Source organism: Arthrobacter gallicola (genome assembly GCF_014836775.1).
Lineage (GTDB): Bacteria > Actinomycetota > Actinomycetes > Actinomycetales > Micrococcaceae > Arthrobacter_B > Arthrobacter_B gallicola.
Genome location: NZ_JACSQD010000003.1, coordinates 180,959 through 201,536, shown reverse-complemented (window position 1 = coordinate 201,536; position 20,578 = coordinate 180,959). Strand labels below are relative to the sequence as shown.

General features: G+C 64.9%; 22 protein-coding genes. 3 read left to right on the top strand and 19 right to left on the bottom strand.

Annotated elements, in window-relative coordinates; genetic code table 11:
- Positions 1–5: 5 nt before the first annotated feature.
- The 3 genes from H9639_RS08160 to H9639_RS08150 form a co-directional block, all read right to left on the bottom strand.
- On the bottom strand, positions 6–575 hold the full coding sequence (locus tag H9639_RS08160; protein ID WP_191807594.1) for a dihydrofolate reductase family protein: 570 nt from the start codon (positions 573–575) through the stop codon (positions 6–8).
- A 33-nt stretch (positions 576–608) separates the two neighbouring features.
- A complete protein-coding gene (locus H9639_RS08155) occupies positions 609–1,046 on the bottom strand; it encodes a VOC family protein (RefSeq protein WP_191807593.1) in 438 nt (145 codons plus the stop codon).
- A 613-nt stretch (positions 1,047–1,659) separates the two neighbouring features.
- Positions 1,660–2,220, bottom strand: coding sequence for a putative immunity protein (locus H9639_RS08150; RefSeq protein ID WP_191807592.1), 561 nt, complete (start codon positions 2,218–2,220; stop codon positions 1,660–1,662).
- A 320-nt stretch (positions 2,221–2,540) separates the two neighbouring features.
- On the opposite strand from H9639_RS08150, the gene H9639_RS08145 reads away from it, so the two are divergent.
- Positions 2,541–2,975, top strand: coding sequence for a hypothetical protein (locus H9639_RS08145; protein WP_191807591.1), 435 nt, complete (start codon positions 2,541–2,543; stop codon positions 2,973–2,975).
- Positions 2,976–3,028: 53 nt separating this feature from the next.
- On the opposite strand, the gene H9639_RS08140 is transcribed toward H9639_RS08145, so the two are convergent.
- From H9639_RS08140 to H9639_RS08105, 8 genes are all read right to left on the bottom strand, one after another.
- Entirely contained in the window at positions 3,029–4,237 is a 1,209-nt protein-coding gene (locus tag H9639_RS08140) for an MFS transporter (protein WP_404799738.1), read from the bottom strand.
- 342 nt (positions 4,238–4,579) lie between these two features.
- Positions 4,580–4,864: a hypothetical protein gene (locus H9639_RS08135; protein ID WP_191807589.1), complete on the bottom strand. Its 285-nt coding sequence runs from the start codon at positions 4,862–4,864 to the stop codon at positions 4,580–4,582.
- A gap of 458 nt (positions 4,865–5,322) precedes the next feature.
- The gene (locus tag H9639_RS08130; RefSeq protein WP_191807588.1) at positions 5,323–5,916 is read right to left on the bottom strand and encodes a hypothetical protein; all 594 of its coding nucleotides are present in this window, start codon (positions 5,914–5,916) and stop codon (positions 5,323–5,325) included.
- A 490-nt stretch (positions 5,917–6,406) separates the two neighbouring features.
- A complete protein-coding gene (locus H9639_RS08125) occupies positions 6,407–6,973 on the bottom strand; it encodes an RNA 2'-phosphotransferase (protein WP_191807587.1) in 567 nt (188 codons plus the stop codon).
- Between the two features lie 108 nt (positions 6,974–7,081).
- Entirely contained in the window at positions 7,082–7,420 is a 339-nt protein-coding gene (locus tag H9639_RS08120; RefSeq protein WP_191807586.1) for a hypothetical protein, read from the bottom strand.
- A gap of 390 nt (positions 7,421–7,810) precedes the next feature.
- Positions 7,811–8,896: a redox-regulated ATPase YchF gene (ychF, locus tag H9639_RS08115; RefSeq protein ID WP_191807585.1), complete on the bottom strand. Its 1,086-nt coding sequence runs from the start codon at positions 8,894–8,896 to the stop codon at positions 7,811–7,813.
- Positions 8,897–9,010: 114 nt separating this feature from the next.
- Complete coding sequence (locus tag H9639_RS08110) at positions 9,011–10,090, bottom strand: 4-hydroxy-3-methylbut-2-enyl diphosphate reductase (RefSeq protein ID WP_191807584.1); 1,080 nt, start codon at positions 10,088–10,090, stop codon at positions 9,011–9,013.
- A gap of 58 nt (positions 10,091–10,148) precedes the next feature.
- Positions 10,149–10,973, bottom strand: a complete 825-nt coding sequence (locus H9639_RS08105; RefSeq protein ID WP_191807583.1) for a hypothetical protein — start codon at positions 10,971–10,973, stop codon at positions 10,149–10,151.
- A 181-nt stretch (positions 10,974–11,154) separates the two neighbouring features.
- Between H9639_RS08105 and xseA the strand changes: the two genes are divergently transcribed.
- Entirely contained in the window at positions 11,155–12,435 is a 1,281-nt protein-coding gene (xseA, locus tag H9639_RS08100) for an exodeoxyribonuclease VII large subunit (protein ID WP_191807582.1), read from the top strand.
- A gap of 45 nt (positions 12,436–12,480) precedes the next feature.
- Positions 12,481–12,714 (top strand): exodeoxyribonuclease VII small subunit, encoded by a 234-nt coding sequence (locus tag H9639_RS08095; RefSeq protein WP_191807581.1) that lies wholly within the window; start codon positions 12,481–12,483, stop codon positions 12,712–12,714.
- Between the two features lie 16 nt (positions 12,715–12,730).
- On the opposite strand, the gene H9639_RS08090 is transcribed toward H9639_RS08095, so the two are convergent.
- The 8 genes from H9639_RS08090 to H9639_RS08055 all read right to left on the bottom strand — a co-directional run bounded on the left by H9639_RS08090 (position 12,731) and on the right by H9639_RS08055 (position 20,507).
- Positions 12,731–13,948: a pyridoxal phosphate-dependent aminotransferase gene (locus H9639_RS08090; RefSeq protein WP_191807580.1), complete on the bottom strand. Its 1,218-nt coding sequence runs from the start codon at positions 13,946–13,948 to the stop codon at positions 12,731–12,733.
- Between the two features lie 148 nt (positions 13,949–14,096).
- Entirely contained in the window at positions 14,097–15,065 is a 969-nt protein-coding gene (locus H9639_RS08085) for an ABC transporter substrate-binding protein (protein WP_191807579.1), read from the bottom strand.
- Positions 15,062–15,814, bottom strand: coding sequence for an ABC transporter permease (locus H9639_RS08080; RefSeq protein WP_191807578.1), 753 nt, complete (start codon positions 15,812–15,814; stop codon positions 15,062–15,064). Before H9639_RS08080 ends, H9639_RS08085 begins: the two co-directional genes overlap by 4 nt.
- Complete coding sequence (locus H9639_RS08075; protein ID WP_191807828.1) at positions 15,814–16,506, bottom strand: ABC transporter permease; 693 nt, start codon at positions 16,504–16,506, stop codon at positions 15,814–15,816. Before H9639_RS08075 ends, H9639_RS08080 begins: the two co-directional genes overlap by 1 nt.
- A 2-nt stretch (positions 16,507–16,508) precedes the next feature.
- Positions 16,509–17,630, bottom strand: a complete 1,122-nt coding sequence (locus H9639_RS08070) for an ABC transporter ATP-binding protein (protein WP_191807827.1) — start codon at positions 17,628–17,630, stop codon at positions 16,509–16,511.
- Positions 17,631–17,786: 156 nt separating this feature from the next.
- Entirely contained in the window at positions 17,787–18,272 is a 486-nt protein-coding gene (locus H9639_RS08065) for an NUDIX hydrolase (protein ID WP_191807577.1), read from the bottom strand.
- On the bottom strand, positions 18,269–19,177 hold the full coding sequence (locus H9639_RS08060; protein ID WP_225219359.1) for an N-acetylglucosamine kinase: 909 nt from the start codon (positions 19,175–19,177) through the stop codon (positions 18,269–18,271). The genes H9639_RS08065 and H9639_RS08060 overlap by 4 nt, the downstream gene beginning before the upstream one ends.
- A gap of 130 nt (positions 19,178–19,307) precedes the next feature.
- Positions 19,308–20,507, bottom strand: coding sequence for a phosphotransferase family protein (locus H9639_RS08055; protein ID WP_191807575.1), 1,200 nt, complete (start codon positions 20,505–20,507; stop codon positions 19,308–19,310).
- Between the last annotated feature and the right edge of the window lie 71 nt (positions 20,508–20,578).

Here is a 20,578-nt window from a genome sequence, read left to right as displayed (position 1 = left end):
CTGGCTCAGACCCGGCGGGTCCGGTACCTCAGATACGCGGTCCCGCCGGCAAATGTTCTCTCTTCAGCCAGCTCCAGATCGAGCTCGACGCCGTCGGGCAGCGCGCGCAGGCCCCCGCCAACCAGCTTGGGCACCACAAAGAACCGGAATTCGTCGACGATGCCCGCACGGATGGCGTCCGCGGCTGTCGTCGGCCCGAAAATTTCGACCAGGCCTTGCGCCTCCGCCACGATCCGCCGCAGCTGGTCCAGGCTCAGCTCCGGCACCAGGCGGGCCCGGTCCGAGGACAGCTCCGCGGAAGACATGGTTGAGGACACCACGATCTTGGATATGTCCTGCCAGCGGCGGGCGAACTCCTGTTCATCTTCGGACTGGTCTCCGGTGTCCGGAAAGTTCTCCCAATACTCCATCAGCCCATAGGTCTTGCGGCCGAGCACTTCCGTCGATACCTCGCGGAGCCGGTCGAGGTGGACGGCGAACATCTCATCGGAGGGGCCGGTCCATTGGAAGTCCCCGTCCTTATCGGCCACGTAGCCGTCCAGGGACACTGTCGTCGCGTAGATCAGGGTTCCCATAGCCGTTCCTGTTTCCATCGCCTGCGCCGGCGGTCAGCTGTGCTTGAGCTCCTGCGCAAGCATCACAATGATGCCACTCGGTCCGCGGACATACGTCAGCCGGTAAATGTCCTTGTAAGTTGCCACCCCACGCAGTGGATGGCAACCGTGCGCGGCTGCAATTTCAAGCGCTGCATCCAGATCGTCGACCGAGAACGCAACCCGGTGCATTCCAATCTCGTTGGGGCGGGTAGGCGGCGTTTCAATGGCTTCCGGATGGAGGTATTCGAAGAGCTCCAGCTGGCCGTGCCCGTCCGGGGTCTGGAGCATGGCGATCCTGGCGTGGTTGCCGTCCAGCCCGACGGCGGTGTCAGTCCACTCGCCGCTGACCGTGTCCCGGCCAAGAACCCTGAGCCCAAGGTCGGTGAAGAAGGCAACCGCTGCTTCGAGGTCGCGGACCGCGATCCCAACGTTCTCGAGTCGAATGGCCATGCCCGCCATGCTAGCGAGCCGGAATCGCGGCCAGAAGCCCGCGCCAAAAGCTGGGACTGCGGCGAGGCACAGACGCGGGTGTGTGGCTCACCGGCCCTGATACCAGCAGATAGTCCAGGAATGGGACGCTTCGGGGAGAACGCCACAGGCCACTGACGGTGGGCTTGCACACCCGCCCGCGTGCTGCTTGCATATCCGCATGCAAACCAGCCCCGCTGCTCCCCTGCTGCTCACCGCCCTGTCGGCCTTTCAGGCTGCCCTTGCCGCCGGGGTCCCGTGGGGGCGTGCCGCATATGGCGGGCAGCGGCCGGGCAGGCTGCCGGCACGGTTGCGGCTCACGAGCGCGGTGGCCTCGCTGGTGTATGCGGCGGGTGCGGCCGCTCTGGCGTCTTCCCGCCCATCCCCCGTCGCCCGGCGGTATATTCTCCGTGGGTGCGTCGCCCTCGGTTCCCTGGGGACCGTGGCAAACGCTGTTTCCCGCTCACCCGTGGAGCGGCTGTGGAGCCTCTGGTCTGTGGCGCTGGCCTTCACTTCATGGCGGGAATTGCGACGGCGGTGACGCGCTGCCGCCTGCCGCTAAGGGGAGCCGGGCGCCGTCGTCGGGCGTGAGCCCCTACCCCGGCAGATCGTGCTGTTCGGGGGTGATACTCGCCTGAATTTCCCGGATGGTGGCACCCAGAATGCCGTTTGAGAGCAACCCAGCGCCGAGGGGTCCGGAGGAATCGGCACCAAGCGACGGAAGCCGCCGAAGCACTGCCCGCTCGTCAGCGGTCAGCTGCTCCAGCTGCCAGTGAACCTCTTCCTCCACCAGTTCCGGCTTTCCCGGGTTTGCGAGCGCAACTGCCTTGACCGCGTAGGCGGCGGCGCCCAGGGCGTGCGCTCCCATGTGAGCGACCGCTGCAGCCTGGGCAACCGACCGGGCCGCTGCCGCACCGGCGGGAGACTTCGCGGCACTCGCAGCTTTCACCGCCACCATCCGCTTGCCGATCTCCTCGGCAGCGGTCCCCTCACCACGGCTGTATGCCCGGGCACGTACCAGCGCATCCCGCACCTGCTCCTGTGCCGGTGATTCGGCGTCGACGTCGAACAGCGGAAGCACCCGTTCTGCACAGGAAACAGCCCACCGTGCAATTGTCCGCCGGTCTGAATCGCTGAGAGTCTGGAGGGAGGTCACGGCCGAATTCTGTCACATCGGATGAATCTGTTTCTGTTGAGACCGTGGCCTGTTTGCGCCGGCGCAGGCCCGGACCGTAGGGCGGATAGGGCCGGCCGATGCGTGGACCGGTCCAATACCTTCCGCCGATCAAAGCAGTTCTGGTCGGTGACAGCAGGACCAGCTGTACCGGACGTTCATCTGATCAAGCTTTGTCAGCAACACCCAGGAACATCAGGCGAACAGGAATCAAGCAGCGCACTGCGCCCGGCGACAGTACTGTGATCCCGAAGGATTGATTTGCGGCCAACAGATTGCCGGAGCTGGAGAGGGAGAATGCCATGGCTGAGAACAACGCGGGACTGTCCAAAGAAGAGCGCGAGGCAGTCAAGCAGCGGGCTGCAGAGCTGCGCGCCCAGGAAAAAGCCGGGAAAAACCGCGCCGCAGGTGAGCAGGCCGTCCGCGAGGCGATTGCCGCTTTGCCGGATGACGATCGGGTGCTCGCCGAGGGCATCGACAGAATCGTCTCCGAAGTCGCTCCGCACCTTGTTCCCAAGACCTGGTACGGATTCCCTTCGTATGCCAACGCGGACGGGAAGGTGGTCGTGTTTTTCAAGGCGGCGTCCAAGTTCAGCTCCCGTTACGCCACCCTCGGTTTTGAAGAGTCAGCGCAGCTTGATGACGGGGACCTGTGGGCAACGTCCTTCGCGGTGCTGGCACTGACGCCCGAGACTGAGCGGACGATCGCAGAGCATATCCGCAGGGCTGCGGGCTAGCCTCGGTGCCGGGGGCGCACTGTGCTGCTTCATGACCGCATGCGCATCACCGGCTACTTATTTTCTAACCGCGAGTCTTTTGGCTGACGTATTGCGAATGCGAGAGAAGCACTCAGCACGAGCGCCGTCATACCGCCGAGAATCAGGGCGAATTGAGATGAACCCTGATCAATGAGGATGCCGGTGGCTGATGCTGAGATCGCTGCGCCGAGATTCACGGACGTATTGATCCAGCTCGAGGCTTCGGTTCGGGCGGCTGGTGATGTGATGCTGTCCGCGGCCAAGTAGCCGGTGATGAGCGACGGCGCCAGGAAGAGGCCCACTATGGTCAGGATGATGGCTGTGGCGGTAACCGATGTGACCATTCCCAGGACGATGGTTCCGAGGGCCATGAGTATGCACATGACAAGCAGCCGGGTCCTCAGCGGTGATCGCCACACGTGCCTGCCGTAGAGAAGTCCCCCGGCGGCGCTTCCCGCTGCGAACGCCGATAGGAGCCAGCCTGCCAGGGTCACCGAGTTCTGCCTGTCGGCGTACGCAGGGACCGCGACCTCGATTGCACCGAGCACGACGCCGACGCCTAGGAGGACGAGAAGGATGGGTTGGAAACCCCGCTGACGGATTGGCCTTTCCGGAGGTGGCAGCCGATGAGGTGTACCCCGTTGCTTTCCCGAGACTGACCCCGACGTCATCCCGAGTGTTCCAAACACCATTGAAGCTGCAGACACCACCAAGCCGGCCAGCGGGGAACTTACAGCCATGACGGCTGCGATCACCACCGGGCCCGTGGTGAAAGTCAGTTCCTCGGCAACCGCGTCCACGCTGTAGGCCCGTGTGCGGACAACACCGGATGGTGTCAGCGCCGCCCAGAGGACCCTCATGGACGCTCCCAGCGGCGGAGTGCTTCCTCCTGCAGCCGCCGCAACCATGGCCAGTGGAAGTATGGCCGCCACCCCAAGGAAGAGCAGGCAAGCCATTAGACACAGGCTTCCCGCGTTGCCCAGAGCCAGCAAATTCAGGATCCGCCGTTGCCCCCATTTGTCGACGCACCGGGCGCGCCATGGAGCGGCAGCAACATTGGCCAGCCCGAAAGTTCCCGTGAGCAAACCGGCTGTGGCAAACGAATCAGTCGCATCCTGGATGGCCAGAAGAAGCGCCAGGCTGACCATTGCGAGGGACAATCTGCCAAGGAGCGCCGGAACAAAGACTCTTAGTGCTCCGGGGGTCCGGAGAACCTGAAGGTACGTAACGCGCTCAGCCACAGTTCAGCCCCTGTTCCCGGGGCAGATCAGACGGTTGGTTGATCTGGCGCAGTGCGGTAGGACGGTCAGAGAGCTGTCTCATGTGTGGTTTCCTTCAAGGGGCACCTTGATCACAAGGTCAAAATGCCAAATCCGACGTCGGCTTGACTGAGCCAGGGCACGAAAAAGAGGCCGCCCGGGCCGGTGTAGCGGAGTGCTGCGCGGGCGAGACGCAGACCGTCAGTTGAAGAAGGGCATAACCACACGCAGAGAGTATCAGAGGATGTATTTGGTATCCCGGTCGCCTACCGGGAGAACGCGCCGCCTGTTCACCATGGGCGTCCTTGAATGTCGACCTCTCCGTCAGGCCTCCGCGGCAAACAGCACTCCGCCTGTACCGGCAACCTCAACGGTCCTCGAACCCACCATGATTGTCCGCCGCGCCCAGCCCGCGTGCCCCACGATGTCACCGGCTGCGCGTGCGACCAGGTGAATATCGTGGGAGGCATAACCGTATGGCTGCTTCGGATCCCATTCACCAAAGTCAGAGAGATACTCGGCATCGAACAAGGACCGAAGCTCGTCCGTGAGCGCCGGAGTGAATGCTTCATGCCGAACTACTTCGACTGATGCAGCCAGCTGACCCATTCCGGAGTCCTCCCTGCCGTCATCCACCGTATGCTTCGGCTATGACAATCGCACAGTTGCCGGTCGGCCTATTGAACTGCGAATCGCCTTTGAGTTCGCAGGGTAGGGAGAAGGGCCGCCGGGGAGATAGGTCAGTCCCCCGCCAGTAACTGCGGCCGCCCAGATGGGGTTCCCCGAACGTATCCCGTCCCCCGATTCCAAGAGCCGTCATCCGCCAGCCGTTCAAAATTGCATGATCAACAACATTCCTGGCGACGACAACAAGCAGAAGTTCATCGGCCAAAACGAATCATCGTTGAAAGAGCAGGCCAAGGTGTTCTACTCCGGGATCATCGCAAGCGTCGATCCCGAGATCCTTCGTCTAAATTCAACGACGTTCCGTAACCGAGGAACCTGGCGGGCCGACCACATCCGAGGACGCCTCCGGCTCAGCAGGCACCGACTCTCACCCAGCAGCATCACTGGCCGGGACGCCTGGATGGATCGGGCCACCACCAGCGCGGCCGTGACCTGCGCCTTTGTGCACGCTCTGCCCTGCGTCGGGCGGCGTCGTAATACTCCTCCCGCGCCGCATCAAAGACCGGCTGAGGCAGGGTCAGCGGCGCACGGCTCAACTGTCGTCCTGCCAGAATCTCGCTGATGGCGCCCGGGATCATCCGCATCCCCTGCCAACCCTTGACGGACCGCCTGATCCGTTCCCCGTCCTCCGTGAGAAGCATTCCCCACGACGAGTCCACTTCTGCCAGACCGGAACCAACGAGGATCGACATTGCAGTCTCCATCTGTTCCCGTGAAGGGACGTTGACCTGCAGCATGTCCCACCCCGGCAGCAGCGTACGGAGCGTTGAGGGGCGCTTACCACGATGCAGCAAGGTCATAAGCGTTGCGGCATCGGAGATATCCATTTCTTTACGGTCCATGCCAAACAGATTAGCGAGCAATACATTTTTGTGTGTTGGATCCACTTCGGCGAACGATGACAATCCGAGCATCCCGAGGATGAATGGTGCCAAGGCGACGATCGTCAGCACCCCGTCAATAATCCACAGCACCAGTGTCCGCTTCCTGGATTCTCGCAGCCGGGTGGTCCCATCGCCATTCCGGCCACCACGAGGGGCAATCCCGGGAAGACAGCGAAAGCCAGGACTTCAAGAGCAAAGAAGCCCACGAATATGCATTCCGTCCGGCTGTAAGACTATTGGGTTTGGTCTGTTTCTTCGGCTCAGTCATTGCGCCGTTTTGTTATTCCTCTACCCGGCGCGCACGAACCTCGGGATGGCAGGCATGGCCGCCCGGATCCTTTCCTTCCACTGCATACGAAAATGCCGCACTCCGAAGCAATGCACGGAGGGCGGCATTCTCATTCATTCAGGCGCAGAACCTAGACGTTGTTTCTAAATTCGACCGCGTTCCCTAGCCGGATAGCGTCTGCTGCACCACTCGCGACCGGATGAGGCTGGAGACTTTAAGCATGTGGTGACTGATGGCTCTCTTGGCGCTGCAAGTGGTCACCGCCCGATGCATCAACGTCTCCGGGAGTCGTCAGCCGGTTGTATCCAGGACCTCAACCGCCCCCGCAGGAACGGGACCGGACAGCCAAACTCCGGACTCCGACCGATAGAAGGAAACACCTTGTGACACCGCCATACCGGTATCAATCGCAAGAATCGCAGGAGAATTGTCCTTACGGTGTCCAACTTCCCTCGCCTGCTCCACGGTCTCCGCCAAGTGGACATACCGGCGCCCCATGGGAAGAATCCCGGCAGTCCGAATGACCGGGACAATATCCCGCGCGGTCCCGTGGAAAAGCACCGAGGGCGGCTCAACAGGTTCCTCCGCCGGCCGGACCGGCACGGAATGGCCATGCACCGCCCGGATCATGCCGTTGCTTATCTGATGGCGCTTCTTCCCAGCAGCCTCCAGCACCTCGTGAAGCCTCACTTCATCAACGACTTCCCACTTCGGGCCCAACCGGTGCAAGGCAGTAATCACCTCATCCACCTGAGCCCATCCCTCCTGATCCAGCACCAGCCCATAATCATCGGGGGCATGACGAAGCGCATGGGACAACACCCTACTGATTTCCGGCCGGCTAGGAGTACTGCTCATTCGTGTGCTGCCTTTCAGTGTTCTGCACGGTGCTGCTAACTGTCATCGGGACCCTGCGTTCCGGATCCAAAGGCGATCCACCCTTGTCTGGCCCTTTCTTGGCCAGGGTCAACTCCAGTCAAATTCGATGAAGTCCCGGGCGGCAGCAAGGAACCATTCCTCCATCGAGCTATACTCACGTGCCACCAAACGTCGGGGGCCGTTCTCATCCCAAATAAGATCCCAGTAATCGATCACTACAACCTTGCTGCCGGTCCAGCACGCCACGTCGTCGTTATCAGTCCGACGGGCAAAGGGAATGACCCCCCACCCCGGGAATACCTGCTCAATATGTTGAGCCCGCCGCAGCTGCATCTCTCCCCGTAATACCGCCCACGGATCCAGATCGATAATCCCGCACTCAATCATGTGGGCATATAAAGCAGGCAGCGATTCAGCTCCTATCATTGGATTAGCTCCTTCAAACTGTTAGTCCCCCGCCCACCCGATATACGGTGTGCCCTGTGGATTAGTATGTCTGAAAACGGACCTCTGCATCAATGCGATTTTCTATCCCCATCGTTGCTCGTGATGACGCAGATGTGAAAGAAGTCCTCTAATAGTGAACTAGCGACCAAAGCACAGCGGGAGATCCCGGTCGTTAGAGACGCCGAATGAGCCCGGACGAACGTCAGTATGCTCCCCACCCGGCGCACTTCGTGGATAGCCGCATAGAGCCGCTTCGGCTCCCACCTCGTTGGGACAGATCATTTGTAAAGCTATCGACCCCGGTCATAAGAAATGCCGCCCTCAACGTTTCCGGTGAGGGCGGCATTTCTACTAATTCAGGCGAGGGACCTAGACGTTAAAGCGGAACTCCACCACGTCGCCGTCGGCCATCACGTAGTCCTTGCCTTCAATCCGGACCTTGCCGTGGGCCTTGGCCTCAGCCATGGAACCGGCTTCGACCAGGTCGTCGAAGGAGACAACTTCGGCCTTGATGAAGCCGCGCTGGAAGTCGGTATGGATGACGCCGGCAGCCTGGGGAGCGGTATCGCCGCGGTGGATGGTCCAGGCGCGGGTCTCCTTGGGACCGGCGGTCAGGTAGGTCTGCAGTCCGAGGGTGTGGAAGCCGACACGGGCCAGCTTATCCAGACCGGATTCCTCCTGGCCGCTCATCTCCAGCATCTCGCGGGCTTCCTCTTCGTCCAGCTCCACCAGGTCGGCTTCGAGCTTGGCGTCAAGGAAGATGGCGTCGGCAGGGGCCACGAGTGCGCGCAGCTCCTCCTGGCGCTCCGGGTTGCCGAGGACGGCGTCGTCGACGTTGAAGACATAAATGAACGGCTTGGCGGTGAGCAGGCTCAGCTCGCGCAGGTGCTCCATGTCCAGCTTGTCGCTCTCCACGGAGGCGAAAATGGTGTCCCCGCGTTCCAGCACAGCCTGGGCGGCCTGCATGGCAGCCAACTGCGCGGCGTCGCGCTTCTTGATCTTCACTTCCTTCTCCACCCGCGGAATGGCCTTCTCCAGGGTCTGGAGATCCGCGAGGATCAGTTCAGTGTTGATGGTCTCCATGTCGGAGCTCGGATCGACCTTGCCGTCCACGTGCACAACGTCGGGATCATCGAAGACGCGGATAACCTGGGCAATGGCTTCGGCTTCGCGGATGTTCGCGAGGAACTGGTTGCCCAGGCCTTCGCCTTCGGATGCACCCTTCACAATGCCGGCGATGTCCACGAAGGACACGGTTGCGGGCAGGATGCGGGCCGAACCGAAGATCTCGGCCAGCTTCGCCAGACGCGGATCCGGCAGGGAGACGACGCCGACATTCGGCTCGATCGTCGCAAACGGATAGTTCGCTGCCAGCACGTTATTGCGGGTCAGCGCATTGAACAGGGTTGATTTGCCGACGTTGGGCAGGCCGACGATGCCAATAGTAAGAGCCACGTTAGCCAATGATACCGGGGCAGCTCCCGGGTGCCGAACCGGACCCTGCGACGGACCTTGCGACGGACCGGGCCCCGGACGGCGATCCCCGTCCGGGCGCGGGCCCGGCAGCCGTTAAGAGCCGGAGCGGCGTCCGCCCAGACCGCGTGAGGTATCCCCCATGGCCTTGAGCGTGGCCCGGATTTCCTTCGGCAGGGAGAAGATGATGTCCTCCTGCGCCGTGACGACCTCTTCGACGTCGCCGTAACCGTAGTCCGCCAGCAGGTTCAGGACGTCCTGGACCAGGTTTTCCGGAACGGAAGCGCCGGAGGTCACCCCCACGGTGGCAACGCCCTCAAACCAGCTCTCGTCGATCTCATTGGCGAAGTCCACGCGGTAGGAAGCCTTGGCCCCGTATTCCAGCGCAACTTCCACCAGGCGTACCGAGTTGGAGGAGTTTGCCGAGCCCACCACAATCACCAAATCCGCATCGGGGGCGATCTTCTTGATCGCAGCCTGCCGGTTGGAGGTGGCGTAGCAGATGTCGTCGCTGGGCGGGTCCTGCAGGGTGGGGAACCGCTGACGCAGCAGGTTCACCGTATGCATGGCTTCGTCCACGCTCAGCGTGGTCTGGGACAGCCAGATGACCTTGTTGGGATCCCGGACCACCACCTTGTCCACGTCTTCGGGACCGTTCACAATCTGCGTGTGCTCGGGAGCCTCGCCGTAAGTGCCTTCCACTTCCTCGTGGCCTTCGTGGCCGATCAGGAGGATGTCAAAGTCGTCCCGGGCAAAGCGCACCGCTTCCTTATGCACCTTGGTCACCAGCGGGCAGGTGGCATCGATGGTCTGCAGGTTGCGGTCCTTCGCGGACTGCACGACGGCGGGAGAGACACCATGGGCGGAGAAGATCAGCCGGGCGCCTTCCGGAACCTCGTCGGTTTCGTCGACGAAGATGGCGCCCTTTTCCTCCAGCGTGTGGACCACGTGCAGGTTGTGGACGATCTGTTTGCGGACGTAGATGGGCGGCCCGTAGGCTTCCAGCGCTTTTTCCACGGCGATGACCGCGCGGTCGACGCCGGCGCAATAGCCCCGGGGGGCGGCTAGGAGAACCCGGCGGGGACCGGCAACGGGCGCAGCTGCGGCAATCTCTTCGGGGCTGCGGCGGCGGCGGGGCACGGTGGGCATCGGCACGGAAACGGCTGTGCTGGTCATACCACCATGCTAGCCGGTGCCGCTGCCGGACCTGCGCCGGGGCAGCGGCCGTCCGCTGTCAGCGCACCCGGCGGCGGGCTCCGGCGGCAAGCCGGAGAACCAGTCCCAGCACCAGGATGAATGCTGCCCCCAGCAGGAGCGGGATGAGCCAGCCCTGGAACGCGGCGCTTACTTCGGGTGCCAGGCCGCTGAGGAAGGTGGATGCGACCGGGTTGGACGGTGAGTACCTGTCCGTCACCGCAGGGGCAGCACCGGCGAGCAGCCACAGGATGACTCCGGCGGCGAGGGCACCGGCACCGGCGAGTGCCAGCGTGGTCGAGCGGCGGCGGGCCAGGAGCAGCCCCAGCAGCAAGGCCAGCACTGCGGCTGCGGCGAACATGGGCCAGCCGTCCGCAAACCCGGTCAGCCGCTCCAGCCCGCCGCTGACGTCTGTGTTGGAGAGGGCAATCGGCCGGGGTGCACTGTCCGGCACGTCTGTTCCGATTTCCCCGGCAACCCCTGCCAGGACGAGGTTCAGCAGCGGGCCGATATCCAAGGTCGGGCTGCCGGACTCGAACGTCGCCGCGTGAGACTGCTCGAGGGTTGCTGTCCAGGCCTCTGGATATCCGGGATCCTGCTGGATTCCTGCCACGATGTTCTGCACAACCGGCTCGATGAATTCGGTGATGCCCTCCGGCAGGCCGTCAGCCGCTGAGGCGGCCGCCTGCTGCGCGATGGCAGTGGAGAGCTCCGCCTGGAATGCCTGGTTCTCCCCCAGCGGCTGGGCGAGGCTGGCAAACCCTGCCGGGGACACCACATTCTGCGCCACCCAGGCGCCGCAGGCTGCCGTCCAGGCCAGGAGCACGGCGGCCAGCACCAGGATCGCTGAACCAAAGCTTCGCATCTGTCTCCACTCGTTGTACTTGGGACCCCGGTCCGCGGCCCTGCTGGAATTCTGCCAAACGCCGGCGCTTCATCCACCATCCGGGGGCTCCTGCCCGCCGTGTCCTCAGTACCTGATAGACATTAACCGTGGACCAGTACCTCCCCGGGCACCGGCCAGCAGAACAACCCCAGGAGCTCGAATGCAGGATGACACAGGACCGCAGGGCCCTGATGAGGCAGACGCCGGGACCGCGCTGGCCCCCACAGCAGCCCTGACGTCACCGGAAAACCCCTGGCCGCTGGCGCTGCTTTCGAAAAACCTCAAGGCCTACATTGACCGGGCTCCCGCCGCGTGGGTCGAGGGGCAGATCATCGAGCTGAACCGCCGCGCCAACGCGTCGTACATTACGCTCCGCGACGTCGATGCTGAGATTTCGCTGTCCCTGACGGTATGGGGAACGGTGATGAACCGGCTGGAACTGCCGCTGGAACGCGGAGCGCGCGTAGTGGCGCACATCAAACCGGACTTCTGGATGAAGACCGGCCGTCTGTCCATGCAGACCCGCGATATTCGTCCCGTGGGCCTGGGCGACCTGCTGGCCCGGATCGAACGGCTCCGCCAGGCACTGACTGCCGAAGGCCTGTTCAGCACAGCCCGCAAGCGCCGGCTGCCCCTGCTGCCGGGCCGAATCGGCCTGATTACCGGGCGCAACTCCGATGCCATGAAGGACGTTATGCGCAACGCCGCCCTGCGCTGGCCGGCGGTGGAGTTCGAAGTGCGGGAAGTCGCCGTACAGGGCGTCAACGCCGTCGCCGAAGTGACCCGGGCCCTGGCGGCGCTGGACGCCATGCCCGAAGTCGACGTCATTGTCATCGCACGCGGCGGCGGATCCCTGGAGGATCTGCTGCCCTTCAGCAATGAGGACCTCATCCGGGCCGTGGCAGCCGCCCAAACGCCGGTGGTCAGTGCCATCGGCCACGAAGCTGACCGGCCCCTGCTTGACGAGGTCGCTGATCTGCGGGCCTCGACCCCCACCGATGCGGCCAAGCGGATTGTGCCCGACATCGGCGAGGAACTGGCGCGTATTTCCGCGGCCCGCTCGCAGCTGCGCCGCATCATGGAGCTGACGCTGGGACGCGAGTCCGAGCGGCTGCGGCATATCCGCAGCCGCCCGGTGCTCTCCGCACCCGAAACCATGCTCGCCACGCGCGCCGATGACATCAGCCGGCTGCGGGACAGGGCGTTCTCCGCGATGCGTGCCGAGGTACGGCGCGACGCCGACCGGATTGCCTACCTGCGGGCGCAGGTCCTGGCCCTCTCACCGCAGAAAACGCTGGACCGCGGCTACGCCGTCGTACAGCTTGGCGACGGTTCCGTGGTCCGCGAAGCCGCCGCAGTGAACCCCGGTACCCCGCTGCGCATCCGCGTGGCAGCGGGCGAGCTGGGGGCCACGGCAACGGATCCGCGGCCCCAGGACTGAATGTTCCACTTCCCCACCCAGCATCCAGGCAATTAGGAGAACAGCATGAACGAAGCAGCAGCGCTGCCGGCAGACGTCGAAGCCATGACCTACGAACAGGCCCGCGACGAACTGGTGTCAGTCGTCACCCGGCTGGAGGCCGGCGGTGCCAGCCTTGAGGAATCCCTCGCCCTCTGGGAGCGCGGCGAAGCGCTGGCCACCCGGTGCGAGTCCTGGCTTGAGGGCGCCCGCGCGCGCCTGGAAGCGGCACGGGCAGCCCGCAGCGACTCGCCGGACTAAGCGCGGCTGGGTAAAGCTACGGCTTGTAGGTGCTGAGGAACTCGGCCAGCCTGGACACGGCGTCCTCAATGTCCTCCAGCGCCGGCAGCGTCACCATCCGGAAATGGTCCGGCCGGATCCAGTTGAACGCCGTTCCGTGCGAAATCAGGATCTTCTGCTGCTTGAGCAGGTCCAGGGCGAACATCTCATCCGATTCGATCGGGTAGGCCTCGGGGTCCAGCTTGGGGAAGAGGTACAGCGCGCCTTCGGCGTTTTCGCAGCTCACTCCGGGGATGTCGTTGAGCATTTTGTGGGCCAGGTCCCGCTGGGCCTTGAGCCGGCCGCCGGGCAGGATCAGGTCGTTGATGCTCTGGTAGCCGCCCAGCGCGGTCTGGATGGCGTGCTGCGCCGGAACGTTGGCGCACAGGCGCATATTGGCCAGCAGGTTGATGCCCTCGATGTAGTCCGCGGCGTCCCGCTTGGGGCCGGAGATGGTCATCCAGCCGCTGCGGAACCCGGCAATGCGGTATGCCTTGGACAGGCCGCTGAATGTCAGGCAGAGTACGTCCTCGCCGGTGATTGCGGCAGCGTTGATGTGCACCGCGCCGTCGTACAGGATCTTCTCGTAGATCTCGTCGGCAAAGATGATGAGTCCGTGCTTCCGCGCAAGGTCCACGATCTGGCGCAGGATGTACTCCGGGTACACGGCGCCGGTGGGGTTGTTCGGGTTGATCAGCACAATGCCCTTGGTCCGGCTGGTAATCCGGGCTTCCATGTCCTCCACATCGGGCCACCAGTGGTTTTCCTCGTCGCAGAGGTAGTGCACGGCGGTGCCGCCCGCCAGTGACACGGATGCGGTCCACAGCGGGTAGTCCGGAGTGGGAACCAGGATTTCGTCCCCGTTGTTCAGCAGGGCCTGGAGGGAGAGGGTGATCAGTTCGCTGACCCCGTTGCCCAGGTACACGTCGTCCACGTCGATGTTCTGGATTCCGCGGCTTTGGTAGTACTGCACGACGGCGGTGCGGGCCGAGAAGATGCCGCGTGAATCGCTGTACCCCTGGGCGGTTGGCAGATGGCGGATCATGTCCACCAGGATGGCCTCCGGCGCCTCGAAGCCAAACGGCGCGGGGTTGCCGATGTTCAGCTTCAGGATCCGCTGACCGGCGGCTTCCATTCGCTGCGCGTGTTCAAGCAGCGGCCCACGGATGTCGTAAAGGACGTTGTGGAGCTTGTGCGACTGGGTGAATTCTGCCATCCACTCAGAATGCCATACGGGAAACGGCACCCCGTCCGCGGCGTCACCAACGTGTCATCAAAATCAAAAGCAGCGGCACCTGTTTGACTGCTCAAACACGTGCCGCTGCTTTTCAGTTCTTCCGGCTCAGCCCGTCCGGATGCTACGGCTAGGCCAGGCCCTTTTCCTTCAGCCAGGCTTCGGCTGCAGCCTTCGGGTCCTGCTTCTGGTCACCGGAGACAGCCTGGTTCAGGGCAATCAGGTCATCCGTGGTCAGGACCGCTGACACGCTGTTCAGGACGTCCTGCGCTTCCTGGTTCACGGCGTCAAGGTTCACCAGCGGCAGCACCTGCTGGGCAATGAAGTTGTTCTTCGGGTCCTCCAGGACCACCAGGCTGTTTTCCTCGATGGACGGCGTGGTGGTGTAGATATCCGCGGCCTGCACCTTGTCCGTCAGCAGCGCCTGCAGCGTGGCTTCCCCGCCGCCGTCGTTGATCGCTTCAAAACCGCCCGGCTCGCAACCGTACTTCTCCGCCAGGCCCGGCAGCCCGTAGGCGCGTTCCTGGAAGGTGGTGGGTGCACCGATGGTGATTTCCCCGCAGACCTTGGCCAGGTCCTCCAGCGAGGTCAGGTCGAACTTCTCCGCGGTGGCCTGAGTGACCACCAGAGCGTCCTTGCTTTCGGCCGAGGCCGGTTCCAGGACGGCGATGTTGGCGTCCGGGGACTCCTCCTTCAGGGCCGCCGGCAGGGCATCCATGATCTCCTGCGCCGACTGGGCGGTGGCTTCGGTGTCAGCGAAGAGCAGAAGGTTGCCGCTGTAGTCCGGGATGATCTGGACCGAGCCGTCCTCCAGGGCCTGGTAGTAGATCTCGCGGGAACCGATGCCCGGCTTGGTGCTGGCTTCGATGCCCTTGGCGTTCAGGGCACCGGCGTAGATTTCCGCGATGATCTGGGATTCGGGGAAGTCAGCGGAGCCGACCACCAAGGTGGAGGTCTCCCCCGACGCCGCTGGTGAGGTGCTGGTTTCCTCGCCCTGCGGGTCCGAGTTCGCTCCGCAGGATGCCAGCACCAGTGCGGCAGCCAGGCCCGCAGCCCCCGTCAGGACGGCTTTGGTGCGCGGTCGGGTACGTATGCTCATGATGTTGCTCCTTCTTGGCGGACGGCGGGCTGGGCCTGCCGGTGGCTTGGTGCGGCCGGTTTCCGGGCACTGCTGTTCCGCAGTCCCGGCGATAGTACAAGGCGCTGGACGGCCGCCAGCACCAAATCAACGGCGAGCGCCAGCAGTGCAATCAGCAGCGCTCCGCCGAAAAGACGCCCGTTGTCGCGCAGCTGGGTTCCTTCGATCAGGTACACGCCGAGCCCCCCGAGGGAAATGAACGCGACGACGGAGACGGTCGCCAGGACCTGCAGCACAGCTGCCCGGAAACCGCCAAAGGCCACCTTCAGGCCATTGGGCAGCTCGACCCGGAAAAGGATCTGGAACTCGTTCATTCCCATGGCCCGTGCCGCGTCCACGATGGTGCGGTCCACGGAGGAGATCCCGGCGTAGACGCCGGCGAGCAGCGGCGGCATGGCCAGCAGCACCAGGGCCCAGATAGGCGGCATCAGCCCGATTCCGGCCAGCAGGACAAAGAGGAACACCAGGCCCAGGGTGGGCAGGGCCCGCAGGATGCCGGTGCCGGAGACCACGACGACCCGTCCCCGCCCGGTGTGCCCGATGTACAGGCCCAGCGGAACAGCGATCAGGGCCGCGATTCCCACGGCGAGCGCCGTGTAGCCCAGGTGCTCCACGATGCGCACGGGAATCCCCCGCGGCCCTTCCCAGTTGGCGGGATAGGTGAGCCATTCGAACATTTGGACCAGGACGTTATCGCTTGTGTAGTCCATTACGCACCAGCCGTCCTGGCTTCCAGGGTGGACAGCGGCAGCGGCGGGCCCGTCCGCTTGGCGGCGCGGGTCCACGGAGTAAGCAGCCGCTGGCACAGGACCAGCACCAGGTCCAGCACCAGGGCAAGCAGCAGGATAAGCACAATTCCGATGACGATCTCGGTTGGGAAGTTCCGGTACAACCCGTCCATAAACAGCCGGCCCAGGCTGTCGATACCCAGCAGGGCACCCACGCTCACCAGGGACATGTTGGACACCGAAATCACCCGCAGTCCGGCGAACAGCACCGGCAGGGACAGCGGAAGGTCCACGGCGAGGAAGCGGCGCAGCGGCCGGTAGCCCATCGCGGCCGCTGCCTGGCGGACATCATCATCCACCGAGTTCAGCGCATCCACGGTGGACCGGACCAGCAGGGCCACGGCATATATGGTCAGGGCCACGATCACGTTGGTGATGTCCAGGACTTTGGTGCCCAGAATGACCGGCAGCAGAACGAACAGAGCCAGGGACGGAATGGTGTAGAGGATCGCGGAAGTGCCCAGGATGAATCCTCCGAGCCCGCGGTGCAGCCGCGCGGCCTGGGCCAGGGGGATGGCGATGAGCACGCCCAGGACAAGGGGAATCACAGCCTGGAACAGGTGCAGCGCGGTCAGGCGCCCGATCATTTCAGTGTTCTGCAGGAACCAGTCCATGCTCACACCGCCGAGCCGTGCAGCGCCATGCCGCGGCGCAGGCGGGCCTTTTCGATGAGTTCGAGGATTTCGCCGGCCTGAACAATCCCCTCCACCCGGCCTTCGGGATCCACAACCACGCCCATCCCCGAGGGCGAGGACAGCGCGGCATCCAGCGCGCTGCGCAGGCTCTCGCCGTGCCGGTGCAGGGATCCCCCCGGAACCACGTCATCCGGGGACGTCACCGAGGCGCGCCCGGAGGCGGGCACCCAGCCCAGCGGCCGTCCGCCGTCGTCGACCGCCAGCGCCCATCCCCCGCGGACCGGAACGGCGGGGTCCGCGAGCTGGGCCGGGTCCAGTGTCTGCACCGGATGCACGGCAACGGTGTCCCCGGGCTGGAAGCCAAGGTGGCGGAAGCCGCGGTCCTTACCAACGAATCCGGCAACGAAGTCGTCGACGGGTGCCCGGAGGATCCCTTCCGGCGAGTCGTACTGCGCCAGCCGCCCACCGACGGCGAAGACGGCGACCTTGTCGCCCAGGATGGTGGCTTCATCGATGTCGTGGGTGACAAACACGATGGTTTTGGCGAGGTCGCGCTGCAGGCGCAGCAGTTCCTGCTGCAGCTCCGCCCGGACCACGGGGTCCACGGCGCTGAACGGTTCGTCCATCAGCAGCACCGGCGGATCGGCTGCCAGCGCCCGGGCCACACCGACGCGCTGCTGCTGGCCGCCGGAGAGCTGGCCGGGATACCGGTTTCCCAGCTCCGGGGCCAGGCCAACGACGTCGAGCAGTTCCGCCGCGCGGGCCCGGGCTTTGCGTTTGGGAACCCCGTTCAGCCGGGGAACCGTCGCGATGTTATCCAGGACAGTCCGGTGCGGGAGCAGTCCGGAGGACTGCATCACGTACCCCATGGACCGGCGCAGGTCCGAGGAGGGGATCGTGGACGCGTCGCGGCCGCCTACCTCGATGGTTCCCGACGTCGGTTCCACCATGCGGTTGATCATGCGCAGCGAGGTGGTTTTCCCGCAGCCGGAGGGGCCAACGAAGACGGTGATGGCGCCTTTGGCGATGTCGAGGGAGAGGTTATCCACGGCGGGCGAGTCCGAGCCCGGATAGGACTTGGTGACGCCGCGGAACCTGATCATGGGTTCCACGGCACCCTGCTGGGGCGTGGGGGCATCCGGAAGGGACATAACAGCCTCCGTGGTTGGTTTCGACTGGTGCACATACGGCGGGGAATCGGCAGTATGCTGACAAGCCGTGAAATTACGCTATGTGTTCCCGCGCCTCTGAGTCCAGCGTTAGCGGGGGTTACGCCACGGGCGAAGCGGCGCCGTGCTGTCCTCGGGAGCGCTGCGCAGCAGCTCAAGAGCGGCATCCACCAGCCCCACCCGTTCCAGCCCGGGCACCTCAGCCAGCGGGAACCAGGCGGCCTCGTCCGTGCTGCCGGCCGCCTCGCTCGCCAGCTCGCCACCGGTGATGCTGGCCCGGTAGATGACGCGGAGGGCATGAAGCATCCGGCCCTCGCCGTGCATCCGTTTCGCCGGCGGGATGAAATGGCTGTCCACACCCAGCAGTCCGTCCAGTTCCACGGTGTAGCCGGTTTCCTCCAGGACCTCCCGCACGGCCGCGGTGGGTGCGTCTTCCCCGAATTCGAGTCCTCCGCCGGGCAGGGTCCACGCAGAGTTCCCGTGCTGGTGCCAGTGGGCCAGCAGAATGTGTCCGTCCTGGATGACGACGGCGTACGCGCCGACGCGGACATCAAACGGCTGCTTCGTCCCGCTCATGCTGCACCCGCGCCGAGCAGGTAGCGGACACCGAACACCGGGTCCTGGGAAAGGAAGCGGATATCCGCGAGCCCCCGGGCGGACAGGCCGGCCTGCAGCAGGTCCTGCAGCAGTGGCTGGTGGACTCCGATTCCGCCGCCGATCACCACCGGGCCCCGGATATCCAGCTGGGCGGCAACGTCTGCCACCAACCCGGCGAGATCCCGCGCGGCCGTGGCAACGATGCTTCTGCTCGGGCCGTGGCCTTCCTCCGCTGCTTCGAAGACAACGCGGGCCATCGACGCCCAGTAGCGGCGCCCGGCCTCAGCGTGGAACCGGGCAATGAGCATCTCCGGGGACGGCACACCGACGGCCAGCAGCAGCTCCGCGGCCAGCCGGTCGGGTTCCTGCCCCAGATCGTGCAGGCGCAGGGTATGCCGGACCGCTTCGCGGCCAATCCAGTAGGCGCTGCCTTCGTCCCCGAGCAGGTAGCCCCAGCCGCCGGACCGCGCCTGCGTCCCGGAGCCGTCCATCCCCCAGGCCACGGATCCGGTGCCCGCGATGAGTCCGATACCCGCCGGCGTCTCCCCGGCCGCCAGGATCAGCCGAGTGTCGTGCACTACGCTCACCTCGGCGTCCGGCACGTGTTCCTGGATCAGGGACCGCAGCGCTGCGGCATCTTCCTGCGTGTCCACTCCCCCGGAACCCGCGACCACCCGGGTTACCTGCCCGGTCCCCAGCGCGGCGAAAATCTCCGCCAGGTTCTGCCGGGCCTGCTCGCGGGAAACGTTCTGTACGTTGGCGCTGCCGCTCACGGCCTCCGCTACGACGTCGTTGCCCTGAAGCCGGATGCCGTGTGTTTTTGTTCCGCCGATATCCAGCCCGACTGCGGTTTGGTCAGCCCGGAGACCGGGGTGGGAGCTCAATTGCATTCCTTCAGCCTACGCAGCCTTGCGGGCGGGACCGGAGAGCGGGAGGCCATTTCCGTCCCGGATCTGCGGATCAGGGGCGGTTGAGGGCTGATTCGGACGGAAGCCAGGCGTTGGCCGGTCATACCTACAGCCGCTTTCCGCCGTTACTGGCCACCGCACGCGCCAGCAGGCTTTCCGCGGCACGCAGGCGGGTCAGGGCATTCTCGGAGCGGCTGTACCGTCCCGCTCTGGCTCCCGGCACCAGGCTCAGGGCAACCCCGGCCGCCCGCGCGTTCAGGGCGGCCGGCGAGCTGCCGGATGCCAGAGCGAACTCTTCAAACGCGTTATGGAACACCCGCAGTTCGCCGGGCAGCGCGGACTCCGGTGCGAGTTCCGTCAGGACGGCCAAGTGCCCCAGGAAGCAGGCCAGGTCATCCACCCGGTGGCCCGGGCCCAGACCGTCAACATCCAGCAGCCCGGTGATACGTCCGCCACCGGTCAGGAGGTTTCCTTCATAGAAGTCGCCGTGCACCGGCACCACAGGTCCGGGGTCCAGGCCGCGGACCAGTGTTTCGATGGTCCGGGCGGCAGCTGAGATCCTGGCGGTTTCCTGGGGCAGGATGGCCGCAGCCGCCGTACCGTACGCGCGGGACCGCTCTGACCACGCTGGACGCCGGTCCAGCGCCAGGGCGCCGTCCGGAAGCTGGTCCAGCAGTGTGGTCAGGTCCTGGGGAACCAGCCCGTGTGTCCCGGAGCGCAGCCCGTGCAGCAGCGGCTCACCGGTAAGCGCGGAGAGCACGACGGCGCCCTCCGCCCGGGGACCGGCCGAAGGATCGGGCCCGGTCACCGTGGCGGCCGGAACTGCCGTCCCGGCGAGCAGCCCGTGCCGGTGGCGCAGGGCCCCGGATTGTCCCGGAAGCAGGATTTTGAGGTAGGCGGTGCGCTCTGCGGATACCGCGCGCACCACGGCCCGGCGCAGCGGACGGTAGGCGGAGAGGCTGAGAACTGTCCGGTCACCGGCGTCGGGCTCTCCAAAGACGTCCCGGGCAACGTCGACGGGTGAGAGCGCCCAGGGCAGGGAGGGAAGCAGCGGATCACGGGGATGCAGCCACAGACTTAACCGGATTCCGGCCAGGGTGGTCTGCACGGTGTCCGGGGCACTCTGTTTCACTGCAGTGCTGGTGGCACCTGCGTAGAGCGTCACGATGTGTGCCTGGCGGTCCAGCGCCCGCACCCGGTACAGGCAACTGATCCCGGCTCCGGGCCGGTGAAAGGTCCGTTCGTGGGTCCACGAATCCAGAAGAAGGTGCCGGGGCGTCAGGAGCTGAGCCAGCGGGGCAGCCATCCTTGTCCCCTCCAGCAGGGCACGCTGCTCTGTAGCGGAAGCCAGAGCAGCGGCTGCAGGAGAGCGGGAAG